General features: G+C 63.6%; 17 protein-coding genes and 2 pseudogenes. 2 read left to right on the top strand and 17 right to left on the bottom strand.

The window, feature by feature from the left end:
• Window positions 1–13 precede the first annotated feature (13 nt).
• The 17 genes and pseudogenes from V5B40_RS23785 to V5B40_RS23705 form a co-directional block, all read right to left on the bottom strand.
• Complete coding sequence (locus V5B40_RS23785; RefSeq protein WP_332356879.1) at window positions 14–766, bottom strand: DEAD/DEAH box helicase; 753 nt, start codon at window positions 764–766, stop codon at window positions 14–16.
• Complete coding sequence (locus V5B40_RS23780; protein WP_332356878.1) at window positions 717–1,316, bottom strand: DUF1376 domain-containing protein; 600 nt, start codon at window positions 1,314–1,316, stop codon at window positions 717–719. The genes V5B40_RS23785 and V5B40_RS23780 overlap by 50 nt, the downstream gene beginning before the upstream one ends.
• Complete coding sequence (locus V5B40_RS23775) at window positions 1,306–1,689, bottom strand: helix-turn-helix domain-containing protein (protein WP_332356877.1); 384 nt, start codon at window positions 1,687–1,689, stop codon at window positions 1,306–1,308. Before V5B40_RS23775 ends, V5B40_RS23780 begins: the two co-directional genes overlap by 11 nt.
• Window positions 1,686–1,865 carry a hypothetical protein gene (locus V5B40_RS23770; protein ID WP_332356876.1) on the bottom strand — a complete coding sequence of 60 codons (180 nt, stop codon included), beginning with the start codon at window positions 1,863–1,865 and terminating at the stop codon, window positions 1,686–1,688. Before V5B40_RS23770 ends, V5B40_RS23775 begins: the two co-directional genes overlap by 4 nt.
• 142 nt (window positions 1,866–2,007) lie before the next feature.
• On the bottom strand, window positions 2,008–2,916 hold the full coding sequence (locus V5B40_RS23765; protein WP_332356875.1) for a hypothetical protein: 909 nt from the start codon (window positions 2,914–2,916) through the stop codon (window positions 2,008–2,010).
• A gap of 112 nt (window positions 2,917–3,028) precedes the next feature.
• Window positions 3,029–3,346 carry an addiction module antidote protein gene (locus V5B40_RS23760; RefSeq protein WP_169067785.1) on the bottom strand — a complete coding sequence of 106 codons (318 nt, stop codon included), beginning with the start codon at window positions 3,344–3,346 and terminating at the stop codon, window positions 3,029–3,031.
• Window positions 3,343–3,595: pseudogene (locus tag V5B40_RS23755) on the bottom strand (type II toxin-antitoxin system RelE/ParE family toxin). Before V5B40_RS23755 ends, V5B40_RS23760 begins: the two are co-directional and overlap by 4 nt.
• Window positions 3,596–3,672: 77 nt before the next feature.
• Complete coding sequence (locus V5B40_RS23750) at window positions 3,673–4,998, bottom strand: tyrosine-type recombinase/integrase (protein WP_332356874.1); 1,326 nt, start codon at window positions 4,996–4,998, stop codon at window positions 3,673–3,675.
• A 278-nt stretch (window positions 4,999–5,276) separates the two neighbouring features.
• Window positions 5,277–5,636, bottom strand: a complete 360-nt coding sequence (locus tag V5B40_RS23745) for a type II toxin-antitoxin system MqsA family antitoxin (RefSeq protein ID WP_332356873.1) — start codon at window positions 5,634–5,636, stop codon at window positions 5,277–5,279.
• 69 nt (window positions 5,637–5,705) lie between these two features.
• Window positions 5,706–5,966, bottom strand: coding sequence for a DUF2442 domain-containing protein (locus tag V5B40_RS23740; RefSeq protein ID WP_332356872.1), 261 nt, complete (start codon window positions 5,964–5,966; stop codon window positions 5,706–5,708).
• A 4-nt stretch (window positions 5,967–5,970) separates the two neighbouring features.
• The gene (locus tag V5B40_RS23735) at window positions 5,971–6,165 is read right to left on the bottom strand and encodes a DUF4160 domain-containing protein (protein WP_332356871.1); all 195 of its coding nucleotides are present in this window, start codon (window positions 6,163–6,165) and stop codon (window positions 5,971–5,973) included.
• 66 nt (window positions 6,166–6,231) lie between these two features.
• Window positions 6,232–6,528, bottom strand: a pseudogene (locus tag V5B40_RS23730) (tyrosine-type recombinase/integrase); the annotation flags it as partial.
• A gap of 247 nt (window positions 6,529–6,775) precedes the next feature.
• Window positions 6,776–8,920: a TIR domain-containing protein gene (locus V5B40_RS23725; protein WP_332356870.1), complete on the bottom strand. Its 2,145-nt coding sequence runs from the start codon at window positions 8,918–8,920 to the stop codon at window positions 6,776–6,778.
• A gap of 29 nt (window positions 8,921–8,949) precedes the next feature.
• The gene (locus tag V5B40_RS23720) at window positions 8,950–11,112 is read right to left on the bottom strand and encodes an AAA family ATPase (RefSeq protein WP_332356869.1); all 2,163 of its coding nucleotides are present in this window, start codon (window positions 11,110–11,112) and stop codon (window positions 8,950–8,952) included.
• Window positions 11,105–12,658, bottom strand: a complete 1,554-nt coding sequence (locus V5B40_RS23715) for a toll/interleukin-1 receptor domain-containing protein (protein WP_332356868.1) — start codon at window positions 12,656–12,658, stop codon at window positions 11,105–11,107. Before V5B40_RS23715 ends, V5B40_RS23720 begins: the two co-directional genes overlap by 8 nt.
• A 787-nt stretch (window positions 12,659–13,445) precedes the next feature.
• Entirely contained in the window at window positions 13,446–14,255 is an 810-nt protein-coding gene (locus V5B40_RS23710; protein ID WP_332356867.1) for a mechanosensitive ion channel family protein, read from the bottom strand.
• A gap of 10 nt (window positions 14,256–14,265) precedes the next feature.
• Window positions 14,266–15,519 carry a hypothetical protein gene (locus tag V5B40_RS23705; protein WP_332356866.1) on the bottom strand — a complete coding sequence of 418 codons (1,254 nt, stop codon included), beginning with the start codon at window positions 15,517–15,519 and terminating at the stop codon, window positions 14,266–14,268.
• 207 nt (window positions 15,520–15,726) lie between these two features.
• On the opposite strand from V5B40_RS23705, the gene V5B40_RS23700 reads away from it, so the two are divergent.
• On the top strand, window positions 15,727–16,500 hold the full coding sequence (locus tag V5B40_RS23700; RefSeq protein WP_332356865.1) for a hypothetical protein: 774 nt from the start codon (window positions 15,727–15,729) through the stop codon (window positions 16,498–16,500).
• A gap of 345 nt (window positions 16,501–16,845) precedes the next feature.
• Window positions 16,846–19,570: LEPR-XLL domain-containing protein (locus V5B40_RS23695; RefSeq protein ID WP_332356864.1), on the top strand; the 2,725-nt coding region annotated here is incomplete at its 3' end.

Below are 19,570 nucleotides of genomic sequence, written 5' to 3'. Positions count from 1 at the left end.
TTCGACTACCTCGTCACTCTACAGCGCCATGTGGCGACCGTTGCGCTCGATCCGTCCTCGTGGATGCCTTGGAACTATACCGAGGCGCTGGCCCGCGCCGAGGCTGCCGCCGCCAACGAGGCTGAAGCGCCGCCCGACTGAGTCGCACAGCGGCAGGGTCTCGCCGCTCTTCTTGCTCGCCCGAGCATCCTCCAGAAGCTAGATCGCCTCCGTGTTGCGGTGGCTTGCGTAGGGCTCCGGGGGTTTTGCAGCGTTGCCGAAAGCACACGGCCATGCCGGCGGCGAACGGCGTTGCCGTCAGGCCGATCACCGGCACCAGGTTTCGCGAGAACATGATCTGCTTGAGCTTCGCGCTCCCGGCGACAGAATGACACTCGTCGATGATGATCAGACCGATGTCGTCGGGCAGACCACGCAGGTGCACCGTGTCGATCGACGCCACCAGCACGCGAGCGTCCAGATTGCGCGTGTTATCCGCCTGCAGGATGCCGTGCTTGATACACAGGCCGTCGAGCACTGCAGATGTTTGCAGAACGAGCTGCTTGCGGTTGGCGATGAACACAACCTTGCGGGACTTGGCCAGCGCCATGCAGATGATCGCGGCGGCGGTGCGCGTCTTGCCCCCGCCCGTGGGCAGATAGGCAACTACGCGGCGATTTCCCCCAGCCAAGGAAAGGCGGGTGTTGTCGACCAGGGCGGACTGGTAGGGACGCAGGTCAATAGACATGGCAACCCTCCCAACCAGGCAAAGAATCGCCGGCCGCATTGTCTCCGTCGGAGTCAGTGGCGACGGGCACAAAAACAGGCTCTCTCTTGGCTAGGGGCTTTTGGGGTGCGCCCTTAAAGTCTTGGTATCCGTCGGCGGATACGTCAAGGATTACGTCGCGTTCTCCGTTACGGATACCGTCGCGTTCTCCGTTACGGATACCGTCACGTTCTCCTTGACGGATACCGTTACGGTTCGCCTTCTTCGACCATCTAGCCTTGGTCGCAGCGGCGGAGCGCGCTCGGCTCGTCCGTATCGCCGCATACGTAGCCTCTATGTCTGCGTCAATCTTCGGATTAACCCACTGTCCGCCGCCGACGACAAATAGAGGCTCAATTACAGGCCGAATCTTGCGCCACTCGACAACCGGCAGGCCAGTGATTCGCGCGAGCAGATTGTCGTCGTCGCCGGGTGGCCCGGCCGTCCAGTAGTCGCGCGCCAGCAGCATGTAAGCGCCGTATTCGGTGGTAGAAAGCCTGGCCGTCGTGCGCAAATTCTCGTCGATCCAGAATTTCATCCACTGCAAGGGCTTCGTCGAGTTAATGTTCATCGAACAGCCCCCTTTGGCGCGCCGCTTGCGGTGCTGCGAGGAAGCCAGGCGCCGGCCATTCCGGCGTGCCAAGCGAGTACACGGCGACGTTGCGCCGGACGGTGCCGCGGAATTCAAACTCTGGCAAGATCGTCGTGATGACGTGAAATCCCTTGGCCCGTAGGTCGTGGACTCGGGCGGCCGCCTCGGGAATTGCGTAGTCGGCCGTCATGGTGAAGCTCGGGACCGGGCCTTGTTCGCGAATGATTTTGTGCACCTGCGCGCATTGCCCGGTGACGAGCGGCGGCGAAGTGTCAGAAGAGGGGTGATTAGGGTTATGATCGCGCTTGCGTGGGGCGCTCTCGGATGCGGTTTGGTTCGGGAGCGTTTTCATTTCGCCACCTGAACAGCGGGCCAAGCAAGTCTGCCGTTTGCCAGCTTCAGCGGAACTACTCCGAAGTAGCTTCCAGTGCGGCAAAGCCGGGCGCGCACCGTTTGCGCCTTGACTTGATTCAAAGCGGCGAATTGCTCGGCGCTCCGGTCGTACCTTTCAGTCTTGTTGCTTTCCATTCGCTGGTTCTCCAAGGTGGAAAACCTCGGTGCTTCAACACGAAACACCGTAGGCGAATGAAAGAATATTTGCCCCTATGTACTCCCCCGCAACAGTCCCCCTATCCACCAATTTGGTGGAGTAGGGTCGGTGGAGTGCGGTCTAGCCAGCCTCTTTAACCCGGCCGTCTTTCCTCAGTCGGTCCCATGCCTTGTCGAACACCGTCACGGTAAAACCCAGCTTCTCCCGGACGCCAGCCTTTACCCCTGGCTTGCCTGGCGTGTACCTTGGCAGTTTGGTAGCTGTATGGTCCAGCTCCGAGATTACCCGCAAGATTTCCTCTTCCTGAAAGCGCTGTTGCAATGGTGGCTTGGACACCGTTTCCCTTACCACCAGATTGTCGGCTTGCTTTGTGTCATCAGCACCCCTTGCTGGCAGGTCCGCATTCTCGATCACTACAGAATGAGCAGCGCCGGCCGGCTCTTGCTGGTCGGCCTCGTCGGCGGGGAGCGCTTCCGGTTGCTCCTTCTCCGTGGTGGATGCGCCTGTTTCGGAATCGGGGCTAGAAGTGAGCAATACGGATTCAAAACCTTCGACGAACACGTCGCGCTCTGCACTGGTGCAGTCTAAATAGAGGTCCCGTTCTCCCGCCCGTTCGGCCAGCCCTTCGTCGAGACGTTCCCTCGCGCGGTCGTCAAAAACGCCCTTCCATTGGCGCCGATAGACCGGCTCAAACTCGTCACGCCATACGAACACGCCAGCGGGCAGTTTCAGCGGGGATTGCTGGCGCCAGTCCTGGCGGGTCGTGCGGCCGCTGTTCTCCTTGGCCTTGAGATTCGTCGAGAGGTCTTGCAGACTGTCGGAAATGGCGTCCCACGCAGTCGGTGGGTATGGCGCAAAGCCATCAGGTGGTTGAATGCTATAGACAGATACCTCTAGCAGCCTCTTAAGGACATCCTCGTGTCCCAAGAATTTGCATAGCGTGTCCGGAGTAATCGTCCTTCGTGTCACGTGCGGAATAGCCCGCACCGGAATGGCTTCCCGGCCGGCAATGATGACTACTACGTTCATAATGGCGCTCCTTCGCTGCGCCCCTTCAAATGGGGTGCCGCGCCAGCAGAATGAAGGGGTTTCTGTGTTCACCCTCGGGGATCAGCCTCGGGATAGGCGCGGCAAAACTCAGTCAGGCTGGGTGTTCCTCCCGGCGGGCAACTGCCAGGCGCAGACCAGCGGCGGAGAGGACCGCCAGCAGCGTTTCAAGCGTCGGGTTCCCCTTGGGAGACAGCGCGCGGTAAAGGCTTTCACGGCGCAGGCCGGCGCGTTCCGCAACTTCCTCCATGCCTTGCGCTTGGGCGACATGGCGCAAGGCGCGCAACAGGGCTTGCCGCCCGCCGGGTTCGTCGGCTTCTTCCAGCGCGGTGGCCAGGTACTCGTCGGCAAAGGCCGGGTCTTCGCGGAGCAGTTCCACCATTGCGTCATCGTGGGGGCGGGCGGCTTTCATTGTGCGTTTCTCCTTTGCCAGTCTTGCCAGTAGCGGACGGCGGTTGCAATGTCGGCTTGCTGCCGGCGCTTGTCACCACCGACCAGCAGCAACAGCACTCGGCGGCTTGTGGTCGCCGAAGTTGCCGGCGGCCATGCGTTGCACCCGAACGGCCACCCGTGCGCGTGCCTGCCGGTCTGCCAAACCTGCCAGCCACTCCTTGAACGGGTCGCGGTCGTCTTCCGCCTGATAGTCGAGAATGTCGAACATGGGTTAGTAACGTAAAGGTTACAGAAGTTCTGTAGTGGGAGCAATGGACTTGCGCGGCGCGGAGTCGCAGCCGGCGGTTACTTCCGGCCGCCCTTCACCAAGCGCGGAGCGGTTTGCTCGTCCGTCGATTGTTCGATACCCGCTTCGTTCAGAATCCAAGTCTCAATCTTCGTGTGCCACATCCGCAGCAAGTCGAGCGGCCGAACCCGGTAATGCTTCTCGGCGGTCGCGCTCGGCTTGTGTCCCATGATTTGCGCCGATACCCCGGCGGGGCACTCTACCCATTCCGCAAGCGTGCCGAACGAGCGGCGCAGGCCGTGGATAGTGACGTTCGGCAAGCCGGCGGCGGTCAGTGCTTTGTTGTGTTGAATGCGCGGCTCCTGAAGCCTTCCCGACGCGGCGGCGGGGCTACTGAATACCCACTCATTGCGGCGGGGCAGGGCGGCCAGCAACGCGGCAACGTAGGGAGTCAGCGGAATGGTGCGGGTGCCGTCCACCTTGTCCTTGATGGTCATCGCCTTCCACTGGAAGTCGACATCGTTCCAGGCCAAGCCGGCCACCTCTTCCCGGCGCGCGCCAGCTAGCAGCGTCGTTTGCAGATAGGCAGCAATGACGGGGTTTTGTATCTGGCGAACGGCTGCGAACCACGCCGGCAACTGTTCGCGCTGCAGGCAGTCGTCCTTGGCGGATTTCTTCGGCAGTTCGTCGCGAGACAGGCGGGTAAGACAGGCGTCAGTGCGTGCTTGGTCGCGGTACTCGGGTCGATCGGCGCACCAGTTGAGGAAGGCGCGCAGGCGAACGAAGGCGTTGTTGGCTTGCGTCGGCCTGTGTGCGGCTTCTCCCTTCAACCATGCGCGTACGGCGTCAGCGTCGATCTTCGCCAGAGGAAGGCTTAACAGGGGAAGCAGGATTCCCGGTAGCGTCGTGTCGCCCTCGCCTGGTTTGCGCCCTCGGGTCTTGGGTCTTCCGCCAGGGTCCGAAAGGCGCTGATGGTCGAGCAGGCTACGGGGACTCCATCGCGTGGCGCGTGCGCCAAGGTAGGCTTGCCACGCTTCCATTGCCAGTGCTCGTACGCGTTTCGCTTGTTCCCGCTTGGCCTCAGATGCTGCGACGCGTTCGGCCTTCTCTTGGCGCGGGTCTGTGCCTTGGTCAATCAGGGTTTGTAGCCGGCGGGCTTCGTCACGGGCGGCTTGAATCGTCCACGTCTTCGGGTCGCCGATGGTCAGCCGGATACTTGCCCCAGATTTGAGGCGGCTTTCGAGCACGTACCGTCCCGAACCACCCACTGAAGCCTTCAGCCCGAGTCCCTTTGTGTCGGTGTCCCAGAGGAAGGCGGCATTCGAGCCTGCCGGGCAGTTGAAGGCCGAGATTTTCCCGGCTGTGAATTTGACTCTCTCGCTCATGGTTCGCCCTCCGTTGATGCCTACCAAGGACGTGCAGTAGGCAGACAGTAGGCAAATTATAGCAACCCACTTCAACGCAAAGCAACGCAAATGTTACGCATGTATCTGAAAAAATGGAAAAACAAGCCTATTCGTGAATCTAAATCAACATGAAGAAACGCCGTTTTTTGCGCATTCGTAATGCGAAGGTCGGCAGTTCGATTCCGCCCAGCGGCACCAGTAAAGCAGACACTTAGCCCGGCTCACAAGGTCGGGCTTTTTGTTGGGCTATCACCGGGCTAGCACTCGCCGGTTTTTCTTGGATTTGCAGCATGTCTTGCCCTTCCGATCGGCCAATCCCGCCGGTCGCCGGCTGAGCCTTCGCCCAATCCTGGGCGCTGGCCTCCAATGCCTCTGTAGTGGCAACCAAGCACCGCCACCGCAAAGCGCCGCACGTCGATTTCCACGCCCGCAGCCGCTGTCTGCTCGGCTTGCTTCAGCAAGGCAGCAGTAAAGGCCTCGTCATGGAAGGCTTCGTCGCAGTTCTCGCACACCAGCGCGGGAACATCGCGGAAAACGATCACCACATCACCGCGTTCAAGTGGAACAGTCACGGCACCGGGGCGGGTTTCGCCGTGTCGGCAGATAGGGCATTTCATGGGTTTTTCCTCGTGGCCAGGTCCGCCAGCCATAGGCTGGGTAGCGCTTATCGGTCGGCTAATCTTCGATCACGCGGCCCGGTCGCCTTGCTGCGCGCGCATCAGATCGAGCAGGAATTCGGGCGCAAGGTCGACGCCGTTTGCCCATGCCGCCGTGCGCATCAGCGGGTGCTGGCTTGCCGTGGCGAACACGTTGGGGTCGCGTAGCGCCTCGAACACTTCGCCGTCCATTTCAGCGGATAAATCCACTTCGCCGGCTTCGCCATTGTTGAAGCGCAGGAAAAGGCGATAGTCGGGCAGCGGGGCTACTTCCGTGGTGTGCAGGATCATCTCGTTACTCCAGAGGATCAATTGGATTCAGCGGCTTTCTCTGCTGCGCAAGATTCCAGTCCGCTTCAATCTCGTTCCGATGTAGCGCCATCCATTCGCGAACCATCGACAGCGCCCGGCCCGGTAGCGAACCGGCGTACACCTTGCCATCCAAGGTCATCAGTGCTTCGTGTTCGCCGTAGACGGCATGAAAGTGCATTGGCGGATGCTCTCGCCAGTTCATGAAAAATGACGATGCCGAAAAAACGGGAGATTTCAGGCATGACTATGCAGCGCCCCGCTTCGGCATGGTCACCACCTCCACCGCCTCTTTCATTCCGCCAGCCTCCATCATAGCCGCGGTTGCCGTGTTGACGGATGCCCGCACCGGGTCAAGGTCGAGACGGGCATAGATCGCCGTTGCCTGTTGGCTCTTGTGGTTCAGGCTCTTGCCGATGATGGCGAGCGATGCGCCGGTTCGTGCCTGCCAACTTCCCAGAGTGCGTCGCAGATCGTGCAGGGTTACGCCGTTCGGCTCGTTGCGGCCGTAGGGGACGCCGGCGCGCAGCTGCAGTTCGCGCCAGTGCATCGCGCAGACGTTCGCCCGCCTTGCGCGGTTCTCCATCTGAGCATTGACGACGGTGTCGACAAGGGCCTTTGCCATTTCGACGAAATGAACCATTGCCCACCGGACGCCATCGCCTAGCGCGTCCGAGTTGCTGCCCAAGCTGCAAACCTCCTGAAATTCGTCGCCGGCTGCTTCCCGGGCGGTGATAATGATCAGCCGGTCGCTGGTCGCACTTTCAGATCGGTTTGAAGTGATGCGCTGGTCATGCACCATGGGCGGCGCTGCGGGCCCGACAGGCCGCCAGTCCTTTCAGCACCAATGAAACCATCAGCAGGACGTGCGGGGTGGTGAACAGTTCCTGGTTTTCTTCGTCGCTGAGGCTGTTGTTGAGACCGCCGATGCCGACGGCGTTGAGCCGGGCGACCATTGCCGGGTAGTCCACTCGGACGGCATGTCGCTGCGTCTGCTGTTCGTCCAGAAACTTCTTGTAGCCGGCGAATTTCGCTCCGTCGGTCTGATATTCGACGCTCAGTTCCGGCGGTTGCGCTCCCTGGATGGCATCGATGATGACCCGGCTGCAGCCGCCCATGCCGCCAATCAAGAATACCGGCTGCTTGCGCTCCAGTGCCAGCAGGGTCTCTTCGAGCAGACCCGGCATGCCGCCGGCGAAGCCACGTGTCTGGCCACCGAGCAAGACACGGGCGTCGGTGGCGTCCGCCATCGCCGCGCGCATGACGGTCAGGCAGCGGAACCACCAATAGCGGTGCTCGCTGGTGTCGGGCGGCACGAATTGCCCACGCTGGTCTGCGCTCAGGTCGAGGTCGCCGGCCGGATCGATGAACTCGAACACCCCCTTGAGATAGTGTTGCGCAAGCTGTGCATGGCTGTAGTTGAGCGAGATGGGCCAGGCGACATAGTTGCTCAGGCGCTGGCTGGCGAAGTCCACGCTGTGGGTCGGTGAGGGCAGTGCCTCGCCGTCGGACTCATCGTTATAGGCCGCCACCAGCTCCAGCAATTGCTGGGTAAATCCCTCCGCTCGCAAGTCGCCGCCGTAGACCAGGTGGGCGCCCTGATTGAGCAAATAGCGCGCCAGTTCGGTCATCGCATCCTGCAGATGCGCGGGTCCCATCGCGTAGTCGGCCAGGTCGGGGCTGTCGGAGATCGACAGCGCGACCCGCATCCCCTGGAGTTGGGGAGGGGAGCCGGGTTCCAGCAGGGCATTCATGCAAGAGGTCGGCGTCGTGAAGATCAGGCCCGGTGCCGCCAGCGACAGCAGCGCGCGCTCCTCGCTGCCCAGCGGTGGATCGGGGTAGATCAGGCCACGGGTTCCGGCCGGCAGCCTCCCTGGTGACGCGCCGGTGATCAGATTGAGCACTTCCGGTGGCCCGAGGCTGGGATGAAGTCCCGCTGGCACCATGTTCAGCTCGACCAGACGCGCGAGCTGGGCCTTGAACCACAGTCGTCGAAGCGCCTCGCGCAGGGCCAGGGCCACCACCCGCTCCGGCCAATCCGGCTGGTCGCCATCAACCCGCAGCAGTGGGGCATTGCCGAGGTAGGGAAAGGCCCGTTCTTCACGCTCCTTCACCGCGTTGATCAACACCACCGGGCAGTCCTTGCTCTTCGCCCACAACAGCTCCCGCCGGCACCAGGTACGCGAGGCGTAGTGGTCCGTTTGCAGTACCACCAGCACGCTGCGGGCGACGTGCTCTTCCAGATAGACGCGGAAGTCGAAGCCGGGGTCGATGTCATTGGTGTCGAAGAAACTCTCGATCGCGCCGCTGGACTCGATATGGTCGCGCAGGGCCTGCGCGAGCGCCTCGCCATCGGCCTTGGCGTGACTCAGGAACAGCTTCAGCGGTGCCGGTGCGAGTCGCTGGGTGTCGCCAGTGACGTTCTTCTTCTCATCACAGCCCTGCAACAGTCGGCATAGCTCATGGGTCAGCGTAGTGCACAGGCGCACGGCACGTTTGGCTTGCGGCAGTCCCTGCAGGCGGATGAAATTGCTGACCGCCACCCCGGGGAGCAGATTGAAGGAGAACGGGCTCAGCGCGACCATATACATGCGGTGACGCGAGCCGTGCCTGGCGACGGCCCTGGCCAGAGTCTCCAGCCCCAACTGCCAGTCGCGGTCGATGACCATGCGATCGGTGACCAGCACCACCAGCACGCTGTGATCACTGCCGTCCAGCACCGTTTCCGGCGGCGGTTTGCCCTGATGAAAGCGCACCGGGATATTCAGGCCGCGATCAAGCGGGGCGCCGAGGGCGCGGGTGAAGTTGCTGAACAGCGATTCCGCCAGTTGCGTCACCGCGCAGGGCGAGCGCGTGCCGTCGGTCTTGGTCGGCTCATCTTCGGGCAGCCACAGGGCGTGAATGCTCAAGGGAGGCTGGCGCGGGGGCTGGCTCATGGAGGCCTCAGTCATTGCCGGTGTCATGGTCAATCCTGCTGCTCCCTCAGGCCGGCCAGCACGGGCGGGGTAAACGGGTTCCGGTCGGCCGCAAGTTCCGCAATCCATTCCCGGCGCTGGTCCAGGGCCTGCTCGGGTTGGCCGGTCTTCTTTCCCCAATCCAGGTAGGCGCTGAAGTCTAGTATCGCTTTTTCGGTCTTGCCGGTCAGGGCGCGGGCGAGACCGCGATGGTCACGGAAGCTGCCATTCTCCGGGGAAAGCTCCACCGCTTTATTGCAGAAGGCCAGTACGTCGGAGGCGCGGCGATGCAGGGCGCCGGAGTGACACAGGGCGTCCAAAACGTCAGCAGGGACGGCCAGGTCCGGGTCGAGGTCCTGTGCTTCGGCCAGGAGTGCCAGAGCCTGGTCCATGTGGCCCTTGTCCGCCTCGCTGATGCCGCGCAGGGCGATGGACGGTGCGAGATAAGCGCGGCTGGACAGGTCGATCTCGGGATAGCGCTTTTTGGCCAGGGCGACCAGAGCCCAGACACCCGGTTCCGGTGATGCCGGGTCGGCGAGGTGTTTGCGTAGTGTTGCCAGCGAGCTTGTTTCCAAATCCGGGTCCAGTACCGGGTTCTTCAGAATCTCAAACAACAGCAGGGTGGTTTCTGCCGAGGCCTGCAGTTTATCAACGAGAATCATCAGGCTCTGGCGAAATTGCCAGCGTTGCATAGAGTCTTTGGCCCAGCCTATGGCTTGAGTCATTGCTTGCGTAGCAGACTTGGCCTCGGCGGGGCTGAGCTGGCGGGCGACCGCCTTTAGGCCTTCGCCTAGTACGGAGAGCTGCCAAGATTGGGTAGTCCCCTGAATGGCCAGCAGCAGGGACTTGGCAAATGGCCCGGCCTCGGTGGGGCTGAACTGTCCGGCGACCACTTCCAGACCTTCGCGCAGTGCGTAGAGCTGACCGGCATTGGTGGTCCCCTGAATGGCCAGCAGCAGGGACTGGGAAAATGGCCCGGTCTCGGCGGGGCTGAGCTGTCCGGCGACCGCCTTCAGGCCTTCGCGCAGTGCGGAGAGCTGATCCTCCGGCGTCTCATCGGTGACCCGGCACAGCTCATCCATGCGGCACGGGCGTCGGCGGCTGCGATTGTGCTCGTCCAGCTCGGTCAGCGCCTTGAACAGGCGTGCGGTTAGCTCGCGGGCGTGGTCGTCGGCCAGCTCCGCATAGACCTTCTCGGCGTGCCGGTTCAGGGCGTCGGCCATGCCTCCGATGGCCTCATAGTCCGCCAGGTCGAGGGTGGCGGCCTGCTGTTCGACGATGGCCTGGTCCCAGGTTCGCATCAGCGCGTGTTGCAGGATCGGCAGTTGGTCAGGGTTGTCGCCGACGTCGTTGAGCAGGCGGCGCACCAGGCGGGCTTCGATGCTGGCGCCGGCGATCGCGATCGGGCCGGTGATGGCCTTGCGGCGCTCGTCGCGGGTCAGGCGCGGGATCAGGTATTGGCCTTCGTTGATCGCCTCCGGCAGGTCACGGAACTGGGCGCAGTCGCCGAGAAAATCGGAGCGCATGGTGATGACGATGTAGATCGACGCGCCGCCTCCCTGCTCTGTGCTGGTCGCCGGGGCGCGCGCCGCGGCGAGAAGCAGGCGCACGAAGGCGGTGGCGTTCTCGCCCACCACGGCGTCGGAATCGCTAGCGCCATCATCGCGAAAGCGGAACAGCTCCTCGAACTGGTCGACTACCAGCAGCAGCCGGTCGGTCGACGGCAGGTGTTGTTCGGTCACTGCGTCGACCAGACCGCGGGTGCCGCGGCGCAGGGTGGTGCGCAGGATGCTGGTTTGAATGGCGATCGCCTGCTGATCGCCCGGGTCGGCATCGGCGCCGCCGCGGGCCCCTTCTTGGGAGCTTCCGAGTACTTGCGGTGAGGCCAGGGCCGTGGCCAGTGCGGCGATGGGGTCGCCGCCGGGGCGCATCACGGCGACACGCCAGTGGCCACCTGCACCGCTCATCATGCCGCCGTGCAGGGCCGGCAGCATGCCGGCCTTGACCAGCGAGGACTTGCCGCTGCCGGAGGTGCCGACCACGGCCAGGAAGCGGGTTCGGCGCAGACGGCGCAGCAGTTCGCGGGTCTGGGTCTCGCGGCCGAAGAACAGGTAGTCTTCTTCGGGTTCGAAGGGGCGCAGACCCGGGAATGGGTTGTCGCGGTGGTCAGTCATGCGGCTCACCAATGCCGCCGTCGGCGTTGCTGCCGAGCGCTATCGGGCGCAGGAAGTCGCTCAGGCTGGCGGGTGAGAACTCGCCGCCGGCGGTAATGGTCAGGAGCTCGCGGGTCTCGAAGTCTTCCTTGGCATCGGTTTGCGGATCACCGATATAGACGGCGGTGCTGGCGAACCCTCGTCCAGCACGGTCACCGCGGGCCTTCTTCAAGTCTCTGCGCTTGCTGTCCAGCCAGGCTTCGCTGCCCGCGTCCCAGTACAGCAGCACGGCGTCGCTGCATTTCAGGCGCTCGCTGTGGGCGTGGGCGATGTCGGCCTCATCGCCGTCAAAAACCGGTTTCTCGATTTCGTAGCCGAGTTCGAAGAGGTGCTTCCGGATCGGCTTGATGGCCTCCCGATCGCGCTGCTCGTAGAGCAGGTAGATGCGGGTCAGACCATCGTCGGCCGCGGTGGCGGGCTGTGCGCCGGCGCCGCTGGCGGTGCGTTGGCCCTGTTCGATGGCGTCGAGGCGGCTGTTGAGCTCGGTCTGGAACTCGCTGAAGGGGGTTTCCAACAGGTCATCGCCGTCCTGCAGGTCGATGTCATTGCGTAGGCGGTCGATGAATGCCTGCTGACGCGATTCGCCGGCCGCAATGTCGGACGGCAACCAGATAAACTGGCCAAACTCCGGGTTGGCGGTACTGTGGCGTGCGGCCAGTTCGACTTGCAGCTCGGCGATGGAACGTTCGCTGCCCTCCGGCACCAGGCCGTAGGGTTTTCCGATCAGGTGCAGCGACAACACGGCGCCTTGCAGCGCCTCGCTCACTGTGCTTGCAAACTCGCTATCGGTCTGTGGCAGTTGACGGTCGGGGACGACTTCGTAACCGCGGTCTTTGAGTTCGCGCATCAGCTGGTCGCGCTGGTCAGTTTTGTCCGAGGTGGTCAGGGCCAGATAGACCTTGCCCCTGGGAGCGGAGCGAGGTGCCGCTCCACCCGGCTTGAGCAGCGTCAACAGGTCACGGATCTCGTGGGCCAGGTCGTCGATACGGGCGGCGGCTTCTTCCCGCGCCTGTGGACCCCAGTCCGGGTAGAATTCACGCGCCCGCTTCTTTTCCGGGTCTTCGCTGAAGAACGGGTAGCCGAGTAATTCCCGCAGGGGTCTGGGCTGCTGATCCAGTTCGACGGGGGTCTTGATGACCTTGAAGATGCGCGATTTGCTACCCCTTGCCGACGAGTTGTCGTTGGCGGCCTCGGTGAATGTGCTCAGTTCGTCGCGACACCAGCTGGAGCCCAGGTAGCGGGGGGACAGGATGGCGACCAGTACCGCGGTCCTGGCCACGGTCGAGATCAGCTCAGCCTGGAGCACGTCGTTGCCGCTCAGGCGTGGGTCGCGCCAGACCCGTGAGTCTTCGCTCAGCAGCTGATTCAGCCGCACCTCCAGCGCACGGTGCAGCATGCTGATCCAGCCACCCTCCGCTGCACTCGCGGTCTCGTTGTCCTTGCGGGCGTAGCTGATGAAGACGTCGTAATCGAAGCCGTTGCCGTTGCCGTCGCTACTGGTGCTCATCGGTGTCTCCTTGCGCCAGCATGAGTCCGGTGAATGCGGTGAGTTCGGTGAATTCGGTGCCGGTTGAGGCGGAGGGCTGCTAGCTGGAAGTGTAGCTTATCGCTTCCGCGATGGGGGGGCAGTGCGAGGTGGCCGCCGCATCGGCGAGGGCGGGCCTTGGCACGGTGCTCGGTTAATGTGCAAGTCGCATATGCGACTCACGAACCTCCCTTCTCCCCCTGCCGGAGAAGGGCCGGGGGTGAGGCGGGGAATTCAGGGAGCATGCTCGCTGCCCGGCGAACGATTCCGGCGTGCATGCCGGAATGCGCACTGCAAGTGAGAGGGGGGACGGTCATGACTTCCATCATCCGGGGTATCTCGACTGTCATGACCGTTAGTCGAAAGCAGTGGCTGGCAAGCCGCCGGTGTGACGGGCTCCGCCCTGGGAGCTGAGCAATCTTGGGCCGGTTGGTGGGCTTCGGGTTCGGCGCTGAACCACCATCCAGTTTATTGTCGCAACCGTCACCGGCCGGAATGGCTGCCGGCGGCTTGTACTCGCTGCTGTCGCGTCGGCCCCGCAAGCGGACTGGCTGCCAGAAACTGGCCGAAGAGAAAGCGCACCTCCGAAAAAACTCGATCAGCCAGATCGGGGAGTGCTTCGCCCACCTCAACCCGGCGGGGGAACTGGCGCACGGCGCAAGCAGCCCATTCAGCCGGCGCCCATGTGGCCTCGCTTTCCCGATCGGCAGGCCCGCCCGATGGCGCCTATTTCATGCGCCGGCGTAAGCGCTGTGCGGGTGAGTGAAAGTCAGGCCTGCTTGCCGGCAACCGCCGGGACAGTGGCGAAGCTGACACCGAGTCGCAGCAGGGCGGCCTTGCCGCGAACGGTGAGGTCGCTGATGAAGCGAAACTGCTGGCGCGCATCGATCGGATAAGCTTTCAAGCGGTAGTGGGTGCCCCAGGGTTTTTCGTGCACGACGACCATGATCGGGTCGTCGAAATAGAGATAGGGGCTGGTCAGCGCGACGTCCTGAAGTACCGCTTTGGCCGCCGCCGCGTCGTGCGCGGGATGGAGATAGAAATCGGCAGCACACTGGAGCTGCGGGCGACCGCAGTTGGCATTGAAAATCGGATCGCTCCAGAGGCGCAGGTGGGGGATGCTGACCAGGGTATCGTCCGCGGTGACGATCTGCACCGTACGCATGCCGATATGCGTCACCTCGCCGTAGATTCCGTTGACTTCGATCCAGTCGCCGTTGCGATAGGGCATTTCGCCAACGGCGACGATGCCGGCGATCAGGCTGCTGGCGTAGTCCTTCATCGCGAAACCGAGCGCCAGTCCGATGGTGCCGAACAGGGCCACCATGTTCTGCAGCGACGGTTTGACGATCAGCGGCACGATCCACAGGAAAGCGACCACCAGGATGCCCAGTCGTAGCAGCGGCACGATGGCCAGCAAGTAGAGACGGTGCTTTCCATGCATTTGCTCGGCAAGCCATGGCAGCAGTCTCTGCACGCTGACGATCAGCGTCGTCGTGAGAACAACGATCAGCAGCAATTCCAGCAGCGTACCGGTACCGAGGTCTTTGAAGAGTTGTTGCAGTGGTGGCACTTCCATGCTCGAGACCTCAGAAGTTATCGCGCAGAAAACCACGCCGACGCAAGAATTCGCGCACCACGGCGTAGGCCGACGCGCTGATCTGCCAGCGACCATTGGCCAGGGCGATGACGCCCTGGGTCTGCAACTGCAGCACGCTGGACGCGATGCGGTGCCCGGGTTGCGGCAGCAACTCGGGCAGCAGTGTTGCCGGCAAGCCGTTGTGCAACAGCAGCGCGTGCAGGATGAAGACCAGGCCTTCCCCTTTTTCGGCCGGCAGGACGGGTTCTTGGCGGACCGCGGACACCCAGACGGTTTCGGCACCCCAATCCGCGCCGGCTTGGGTCTCGCCGGCCTGTTCGGTGCCGTCCTCACCCTGATCCGGGGTTGCCCGCAATGACGCCCGCCAGGAGTTCCAGGCACAGCCGATATTGCCGCGGCTATAAATGGCAAGCTGATTGATTTCCGGGCTCACCGCAGCGTTGTTCTCACCGAGTTCCAGGTGCACTTCATTGCCCGTCCTGGCGTTACAGAAGCGCAGGCGATCACGCACCGGGCACGGCATCAACTCGGCGAGAAAGTGCGACAGGCGCTGCCCATCGAAAGCCTGCAGGGTCAGCGCGCCCGGCTGCGGGAGCGGCCAGACTTCCTGCAAATATTCCCAGGCCCAACTGTCGCAAGCAATCACACCGCGTCCCAGAGCACCACTCGCCGCCTGTTCCAGGAGGCGCCGAACGAGTCCCAGGCCGTTGGCGTGACGCAGATAGCAATGCTCCAGATTCGCCAGCACCCACAGGCGATCAATCGCTGGCCAGGCTTCCAGCCAGGCACTGTCGTCGCCAAGAATCTGCTCGCTGCTGGGCGCCTCGATCCGGATCGCGTCGTGGCGGGTGGCCCAATGCGCAAGGATTTCCGGGTGGCCGCAATGCGGCTGCCCGATGACGAACCTGACCGCCGTGGCGGGATTGCTGGCCTGCAGCCAATCGGCCAGTGCAGCGTCCAGCGCTGCCGCCGCGCCGCGCCAGTCGATCGGCCGTGCCAGACGGTGCAAGCGCGACTGCGACAAGTGGCGCAATTCGTCCTCGGACTTGACCGGCGCCTGTTCGTCCTGTTGGTTCTGTTCGTCGCGCCGGAAAAGCTGTCTCAGTGATGTCCATTTCTCCAGCGCCGCGCTCGCGCCGGCGGGGCTGGGAACACGATAGTCGGCGAGCTTGACAAACTCCCACAGCATCGCTTTCGATACGCGATCCGGCTCTGGCAACGGTGGGTCTTGTTCGATGCTCATACAGCGATGGTACGCGAACGAAACAGGGGATGCACCACGGTTTTTTACGACGCGAACGGGCGCGCCCTTTGCGAGCCGGCGCTGGCCGCCGGCCTGCGTTTCGCTTGATGATGAAGTGATATAGGCTGAGGCCATTTCGTCCTTTCGTCCTTTCGTCCTTTCGCGGCGCGGAAGCTGAACACTACTGAGACTTGCCAGGTGAAGCTGATGAACGTCAATGCCGATCGTCTCGCCGGGCCGCTTGCCAGCCTCTCGCTGGCGGTCGTCTTGTCCTGGCTGGCCGTCGGCATTGGCCGTGCCGACGTGCCGACTCCCGAGCAGGAATGCCGCCTACGCAACGCGGCGATCTGCGAGTTGAACGGCGTGCCGTTCATGGTTGACGGAGCTTGCCCGCCGCCGGCGCGGACGATCCGGCCGCCGGGTAGCGAGCAGTGCGGCGAAGCTGGGCGGACCGATACCCGCAGCGGACAGCCGTCCCCGGCGCGAATGCCTGCAGCGCAAGCGGCTGCAGCGTACACCGTCGTGGCACCAGCGCCAACATCACCTGGCGCAGCCGCGTCGCCGGCCCCGCTTCGCGATCTGGCGTGGGTCGGGCGGGCCGAGCGCTGGCTTTTGCCGCTGCTGTTGGCGGTAGGCGGCCTTCTGCTTGTCGGTCTGTGCGTGCTCATCCTGCGCCTCGTGCGCGGGTGGCGTGCGACCCGCAAGGATCGGTCGACTGGTGAGGTGGGCTCTGAGCTTGCTCGTCCGCTGCTGCAAGGCGTGGTCGCTGCCTTTTGCGCGCTGCCTCTCGGCTACCAGGCGGCAGCGCTCGCCTTTGATCGCGTTTTCTCGCGTGCCAACAACCACGATACGGCGCTGCCCTGGCTGCTCGCCGCTCCGCTCGCCGTGCTGGTGTTCCTGCTGGTCAGCGGTCTTTCCTTCGCACTGATTGCATGGCTGCTCGGCTGCCTGTTCAAGGGGGCCGGGAAGGGCTCGCGGTAAGCGGGGGACAGGCGGCAAGTCGAGGCGCCGCGCAAGCCATTGCTGGCACTTCGGGCGCTGTATCGTCTGCCGTTGAGGCTCGGGCAGGCGCCCGCGATCTGTCGGAGTTCCTTACATCTGCTGCGCCGGGATGTCTGCGCGATTCGGGTGAACCGTTGATTAAACAAGAGTGTGCAATTTCGCACACACTCAGGTATAGGAATTGCTTATAGTTCTAAAACCTGTCGTCCGCGATAAGCAGTCTTGCTTCCTGCTGCGAGAGCCGTGTTGCTGACGTCAAGATTGAGTGTTGGAACCGTAGGCTCAAGCATCGCGCGCCAAGGCCGAAGCGTGGCCAGGGACGCGATGCCCCAAGCCGTGTTCGTGCCAGCTGGCCTGGAGGAGTGGAACAATGGATACCGAGATCGCACTACGGTCGTACTGCTGATGGATGGCAAAGCGCGCCCGGAGATTTTGCCGTCGCCGACCTGCGGGTCGGCAGCGAGGAAACCACAGCGCAGTCATCGTGGTCGTGGTTTGGCGTGGCTGAGCGGGTTTCTGGCCAAGGCATTCAGGCCAGCGGCCGGCGAGCTGCCGGCAAGCGCCGGGCGCCTGAACTTCGAGGCGCTCGAACCGCGCATCCTGCTCGACGGCGCGCCGAGCATACCGGTCACCCAGATCGATGGCTCGATCGACGTCGCCGGCGAGACCGATCGCTACGCTTTCACGCTGAACGAAACGGTTCGCGTGGTGTTCGATTCGCTGACCAACGATGCCAGCATGCGCTGGTCGCTCGAAGGACCGCGCGGCACGGTGGTCAGCGAGCGTGGCTTCAACGCTTCGGATTCCTACGAGCGGAGCGGCGACGTCGCCCTCGATCTGGGGGCGGGCGACTACACCTTGAGCGTCGATGGTGTCGCCGACAAGATCGGCGCCTACAGTTTCCGCTTGATCGATATCGCGCAGGCGCAGGAGTTGACACCGGGAACGACGGTCGACGCACAGCTCGATCCAGGCAACAAGACCAACGCCTACCGCTTCAGTGTCGCGGCTGGCCAGCGCTTCTTCATTGACCGCTTTGCGAACACCGGCGACATCTACTGGCGCCTGCTCGATCCCTACGGTCGTACGGTGGTCGATCGCACGTCCATGAACAATGACCTCGGTGAGAGGACGCTCACTGTGGACGGCAGCTACACGCTGCTCATCGAGGGGCGTGCCTATACCACGGACAGCGCGAGTTACAGCTTCAACGTCGCCCTGCTCGACGAAGCCGTGCCGCAGCCGATGGCCCCGGGGGCGCTGGTCGCCGGGCGCATCGCGCAGGCCGGCCAACGCGACATCCACAGCTTCACGCTGGCCGCGGACACCCGGGTCGTCTTCGACTCGCTGACCGCCGATGACAGGCTGCTGTGGTCGCTTACCGGTCCCAACGGCACGGTGCTTGCCGACCGGCGATTCCAGTATTCGGACTCCTACGAGCTGGCGGGCAATACCAGCATCCTGCTGCGCGCCGGCAGCTACACGCTGAGCGTCGATGGCGAGGGCGACCGCGTTGGGGATTACGCGTTTCGCGTGCTTGACCTGGCCGCGGCGGAGGAAGTCGCGTTAGACGCGACGGTCACTGGCACGCTCGGCGATGCCGGTGCCAGCGGTGGTACACCGGGCAGCGCACCGGCCACGGAGACGCGGCTTTACAGCTTCGCTGCGCTTGCCGGGGAGCGCTTCTTCGTCGATAGCCTGGGACTGTCCGGCGACAATTTCTCGCTGCGCATTTTCGATCCGAAAGGTGGCCTGGTCTACGGGCCGCAGGCTTTCACGAGTGACGTCGATGTGTTCACCGCGGCCGACGCGGGCGATTATGTTCTGGCGCTGGAAGGCCGCATCTACAACACCCGTTCCAGCGACTACCAGTTCAAACTGCAGCGCGTCGTCGATGGCAGCGCGTCGCTGGCGCTGGATTCTCGCGTCGACGGCACTCTCGACCATCCCGGTCAGCGCCAGGCCTACACTTTCACGCTGGCGGCGCCGGCGCAGTTGCTCGTCGACTCGCTTACTTACGATAACGATTTCAACTGGAGCCTGGTCGGGCCACGCGGCAGCGAGGTCGCCGGGCGCAGCTTCGTGTATTCGGACGCCGCCGAATTCGGCGGCAATCCGCTCCTGAGCCTGGCCGCCGGGGCCTATACCCTGACCGTCGACGGCAATCTCGATAGCCTTGGTGCCTACGCTTTCCGTCTGCTGAACCTGGCCACTGCGAGCAGTGTCGTCGCTTACGACAGCGACGTCAGCGGCACCCTCAGCCCGGGCAGCATGACTCGGGTCTACCAGTTCACCGCCAGCGCAGGCGACCAGGTGCTGTTCGACCGTATCGCGCTCAGCGCCGGCAACCCGTACTGGCGGCTGCTCGACGAGACCGGCTTGCAGGTCTTCGGGCCGGAGCCTTTCGCCGACCGGGAGAGTATCAGCCTGCGCCTTGGCGGCACCTACACCCTGCTGGTCGAAGGCCGTAGCTGGGAAAGCAGCGCTATCGATTACAGCTTCAAGATTGCCCTCGCGGGCAATACTCCAGTCGCCGCGCTGACCGGAACGGCCATCACGCTGGGCGCCGCGGTCAGCGGCACGCTGAGCGCCGCGGGCGAGGTGGACGACTACGTCTTTGCCGTCGGCGGTCCGACGCGACTCTACTTCGACAGCTTTGCGCCCAGCAACAGTGGCGAGTTTCACTGGTCGCTGCTCGGCCCGCGCGGTACCGAGATCGCCGATCGCAGCACCTATTACTCGGATTCCTACGAGTTCGGCAACGCCAACCCGGTGATCGACGTGCCGCTGGCCGGAAGCTATCAGCTGCGCGTCCGGGGCAATGGCAACACCACCGGCAACTACAGCTTCCGCGTCCTGAACCTCGCCGACGGCGTGGCGGTGACACCCGGCACGCCGCTCACCGCGAGCCTCGACCCGAGCAACGAAACCGATGTTTACCACTTCACCGCCAACGCCGGCGACCGGCTGTTCTTCGACCGCCAGACGTTGAGCCCGGCCAACTCGGGCTGGGTCAGCTGGCGTTTGCTCGACCCCTACGGCCGCCAGG

Source organism: Candidatus Accumulibacter meliphilus, from assembly GCF_036625345.1.
Classification (GTDB): domain Bacteria; phylum Pseudomonadota; class Gammaproteobacteria; order Burkholderiales; family Rhodocyclaceae; genus Accumulibacter; species Accumulibacter meliphilus.
Note: the sequence above shows the minus strand (reverse complement) of the source record. Positions and strands in the feature narration are given on the sequence as shown.

Bases quoted from the DNA above. Each gene is read 5' to 3' on its own strand.
- V5B40_RS23710 (WP_332356867.1), bottom strand. From the start codon at position 14,255: ATGGAAGTGCCACCACTGCAACAACTCTTCAAAGACCTCGGTACCGGT.
- V5B40_RS23745 (WP_332356873.1), bottom strand. From the start codon at position 5,636: ATGAAATGCCCTATCTGCCGACACGGCGAAACCCGCCCCGGTGCCGTG.
- V5B40_RS23770 (WP_332356876.1), bottom strand. From the start codon at position 1,865: ATGGAAAGCAACAAGACTGAAAGGTACGACCGGAGCGCCGAGCAATTC.
- V5B40_RS23715 (WP_332356868.1), bottom strand. From the start codon at position 12,658: ATGAGCACCAGTAGCGACGGCAACGGCAACGGCTTCGATTACGACGTC.
- V5B40_RS23775 (WP_332356877.1), bottom strand. From the start codon at position 1,689: ATGAAAACGCTCCCGAACCAAACCGCATCCGAGAGCGCCCCACGCAAG.
- V5B40_RS23740 (WP_332356872.1), bottom strand. From the start codon at position 5,966: ATGATCCTGCACACCACGGAAGTAGCCCCGCTGCCCGACTATCGCCTT.
- V5B40_RS23760 (WP_169067785.1), bottom strand. From the start codon at position 3,346: ATGAAAGCCGCCCGCCCCCACGATGACGCAATGGTGGAACTGCTCCGC.
- V5B40_RS23720 (WP_332356869.1), bottom strand. From the start codon at position 11,112: ATGACTGACCACCGCGACAACCCATTCCCGGGTCTGCGCCCCTTCGAA.
- V5B40_RS23700 (WP_332356865.1), top strand. From the start codon at position 15,727: ATGAACGTCAATGCCGATCGTCTCGCCGGGCCGCTTGCCAGCCTCTCG.
- V5B40_RS23765 (WP_332356875.1), bottom strand. From the start codon at position 2,916: ATGAACGTAGTAGTCATCATTGCCGGCCGGGAAGCCATTCCGGTGCGG.
- V5B40_RS23750 (WP_332356874.1), bottom strand. From the start codon at position 4,998: ATGAGCGAGAGAGTCAAATTCACAGCCGGGAAAATCTCGGCCTTCAAC.
- V5B40_RS23725 (WP_332356870.1), bottom strand. From the start codon at position 8,920: ATGAGCCAGCCCCCGCGCCAGCCTCCCTTGAGCATTCACGCCCTGTGG.
- V5B40_RS23785 (WP_332356879.1), bottom strand. From the start codon at position 766: ATGCGGCCGGCGATTCTTTGCCTGGTTGGGAGGGTTGCCATGTCTATT.
- V5B40_RS23735 (WP_332356871.1), bottom strand. From the start codon at position 6,165: ATGCACTTTCATGCCGTCTACGGCGAACACGAAGCACTGATGACCTTG.
- V5B40_RS23705 (WP_332356866.1), bottom strand. From the start codon at position 15,519: ATGAGCATCGAACAAGACCCACCGTTGCCAGAGCCGGATCGCGTATCG.
- V5B40_RS23780 (WP_332356878.1), bottom strand. From the start codon at position 1,316: ATGAACATTAACTCGACGAAGCCCTTGCAGTGGATGAAATTCTGGATC.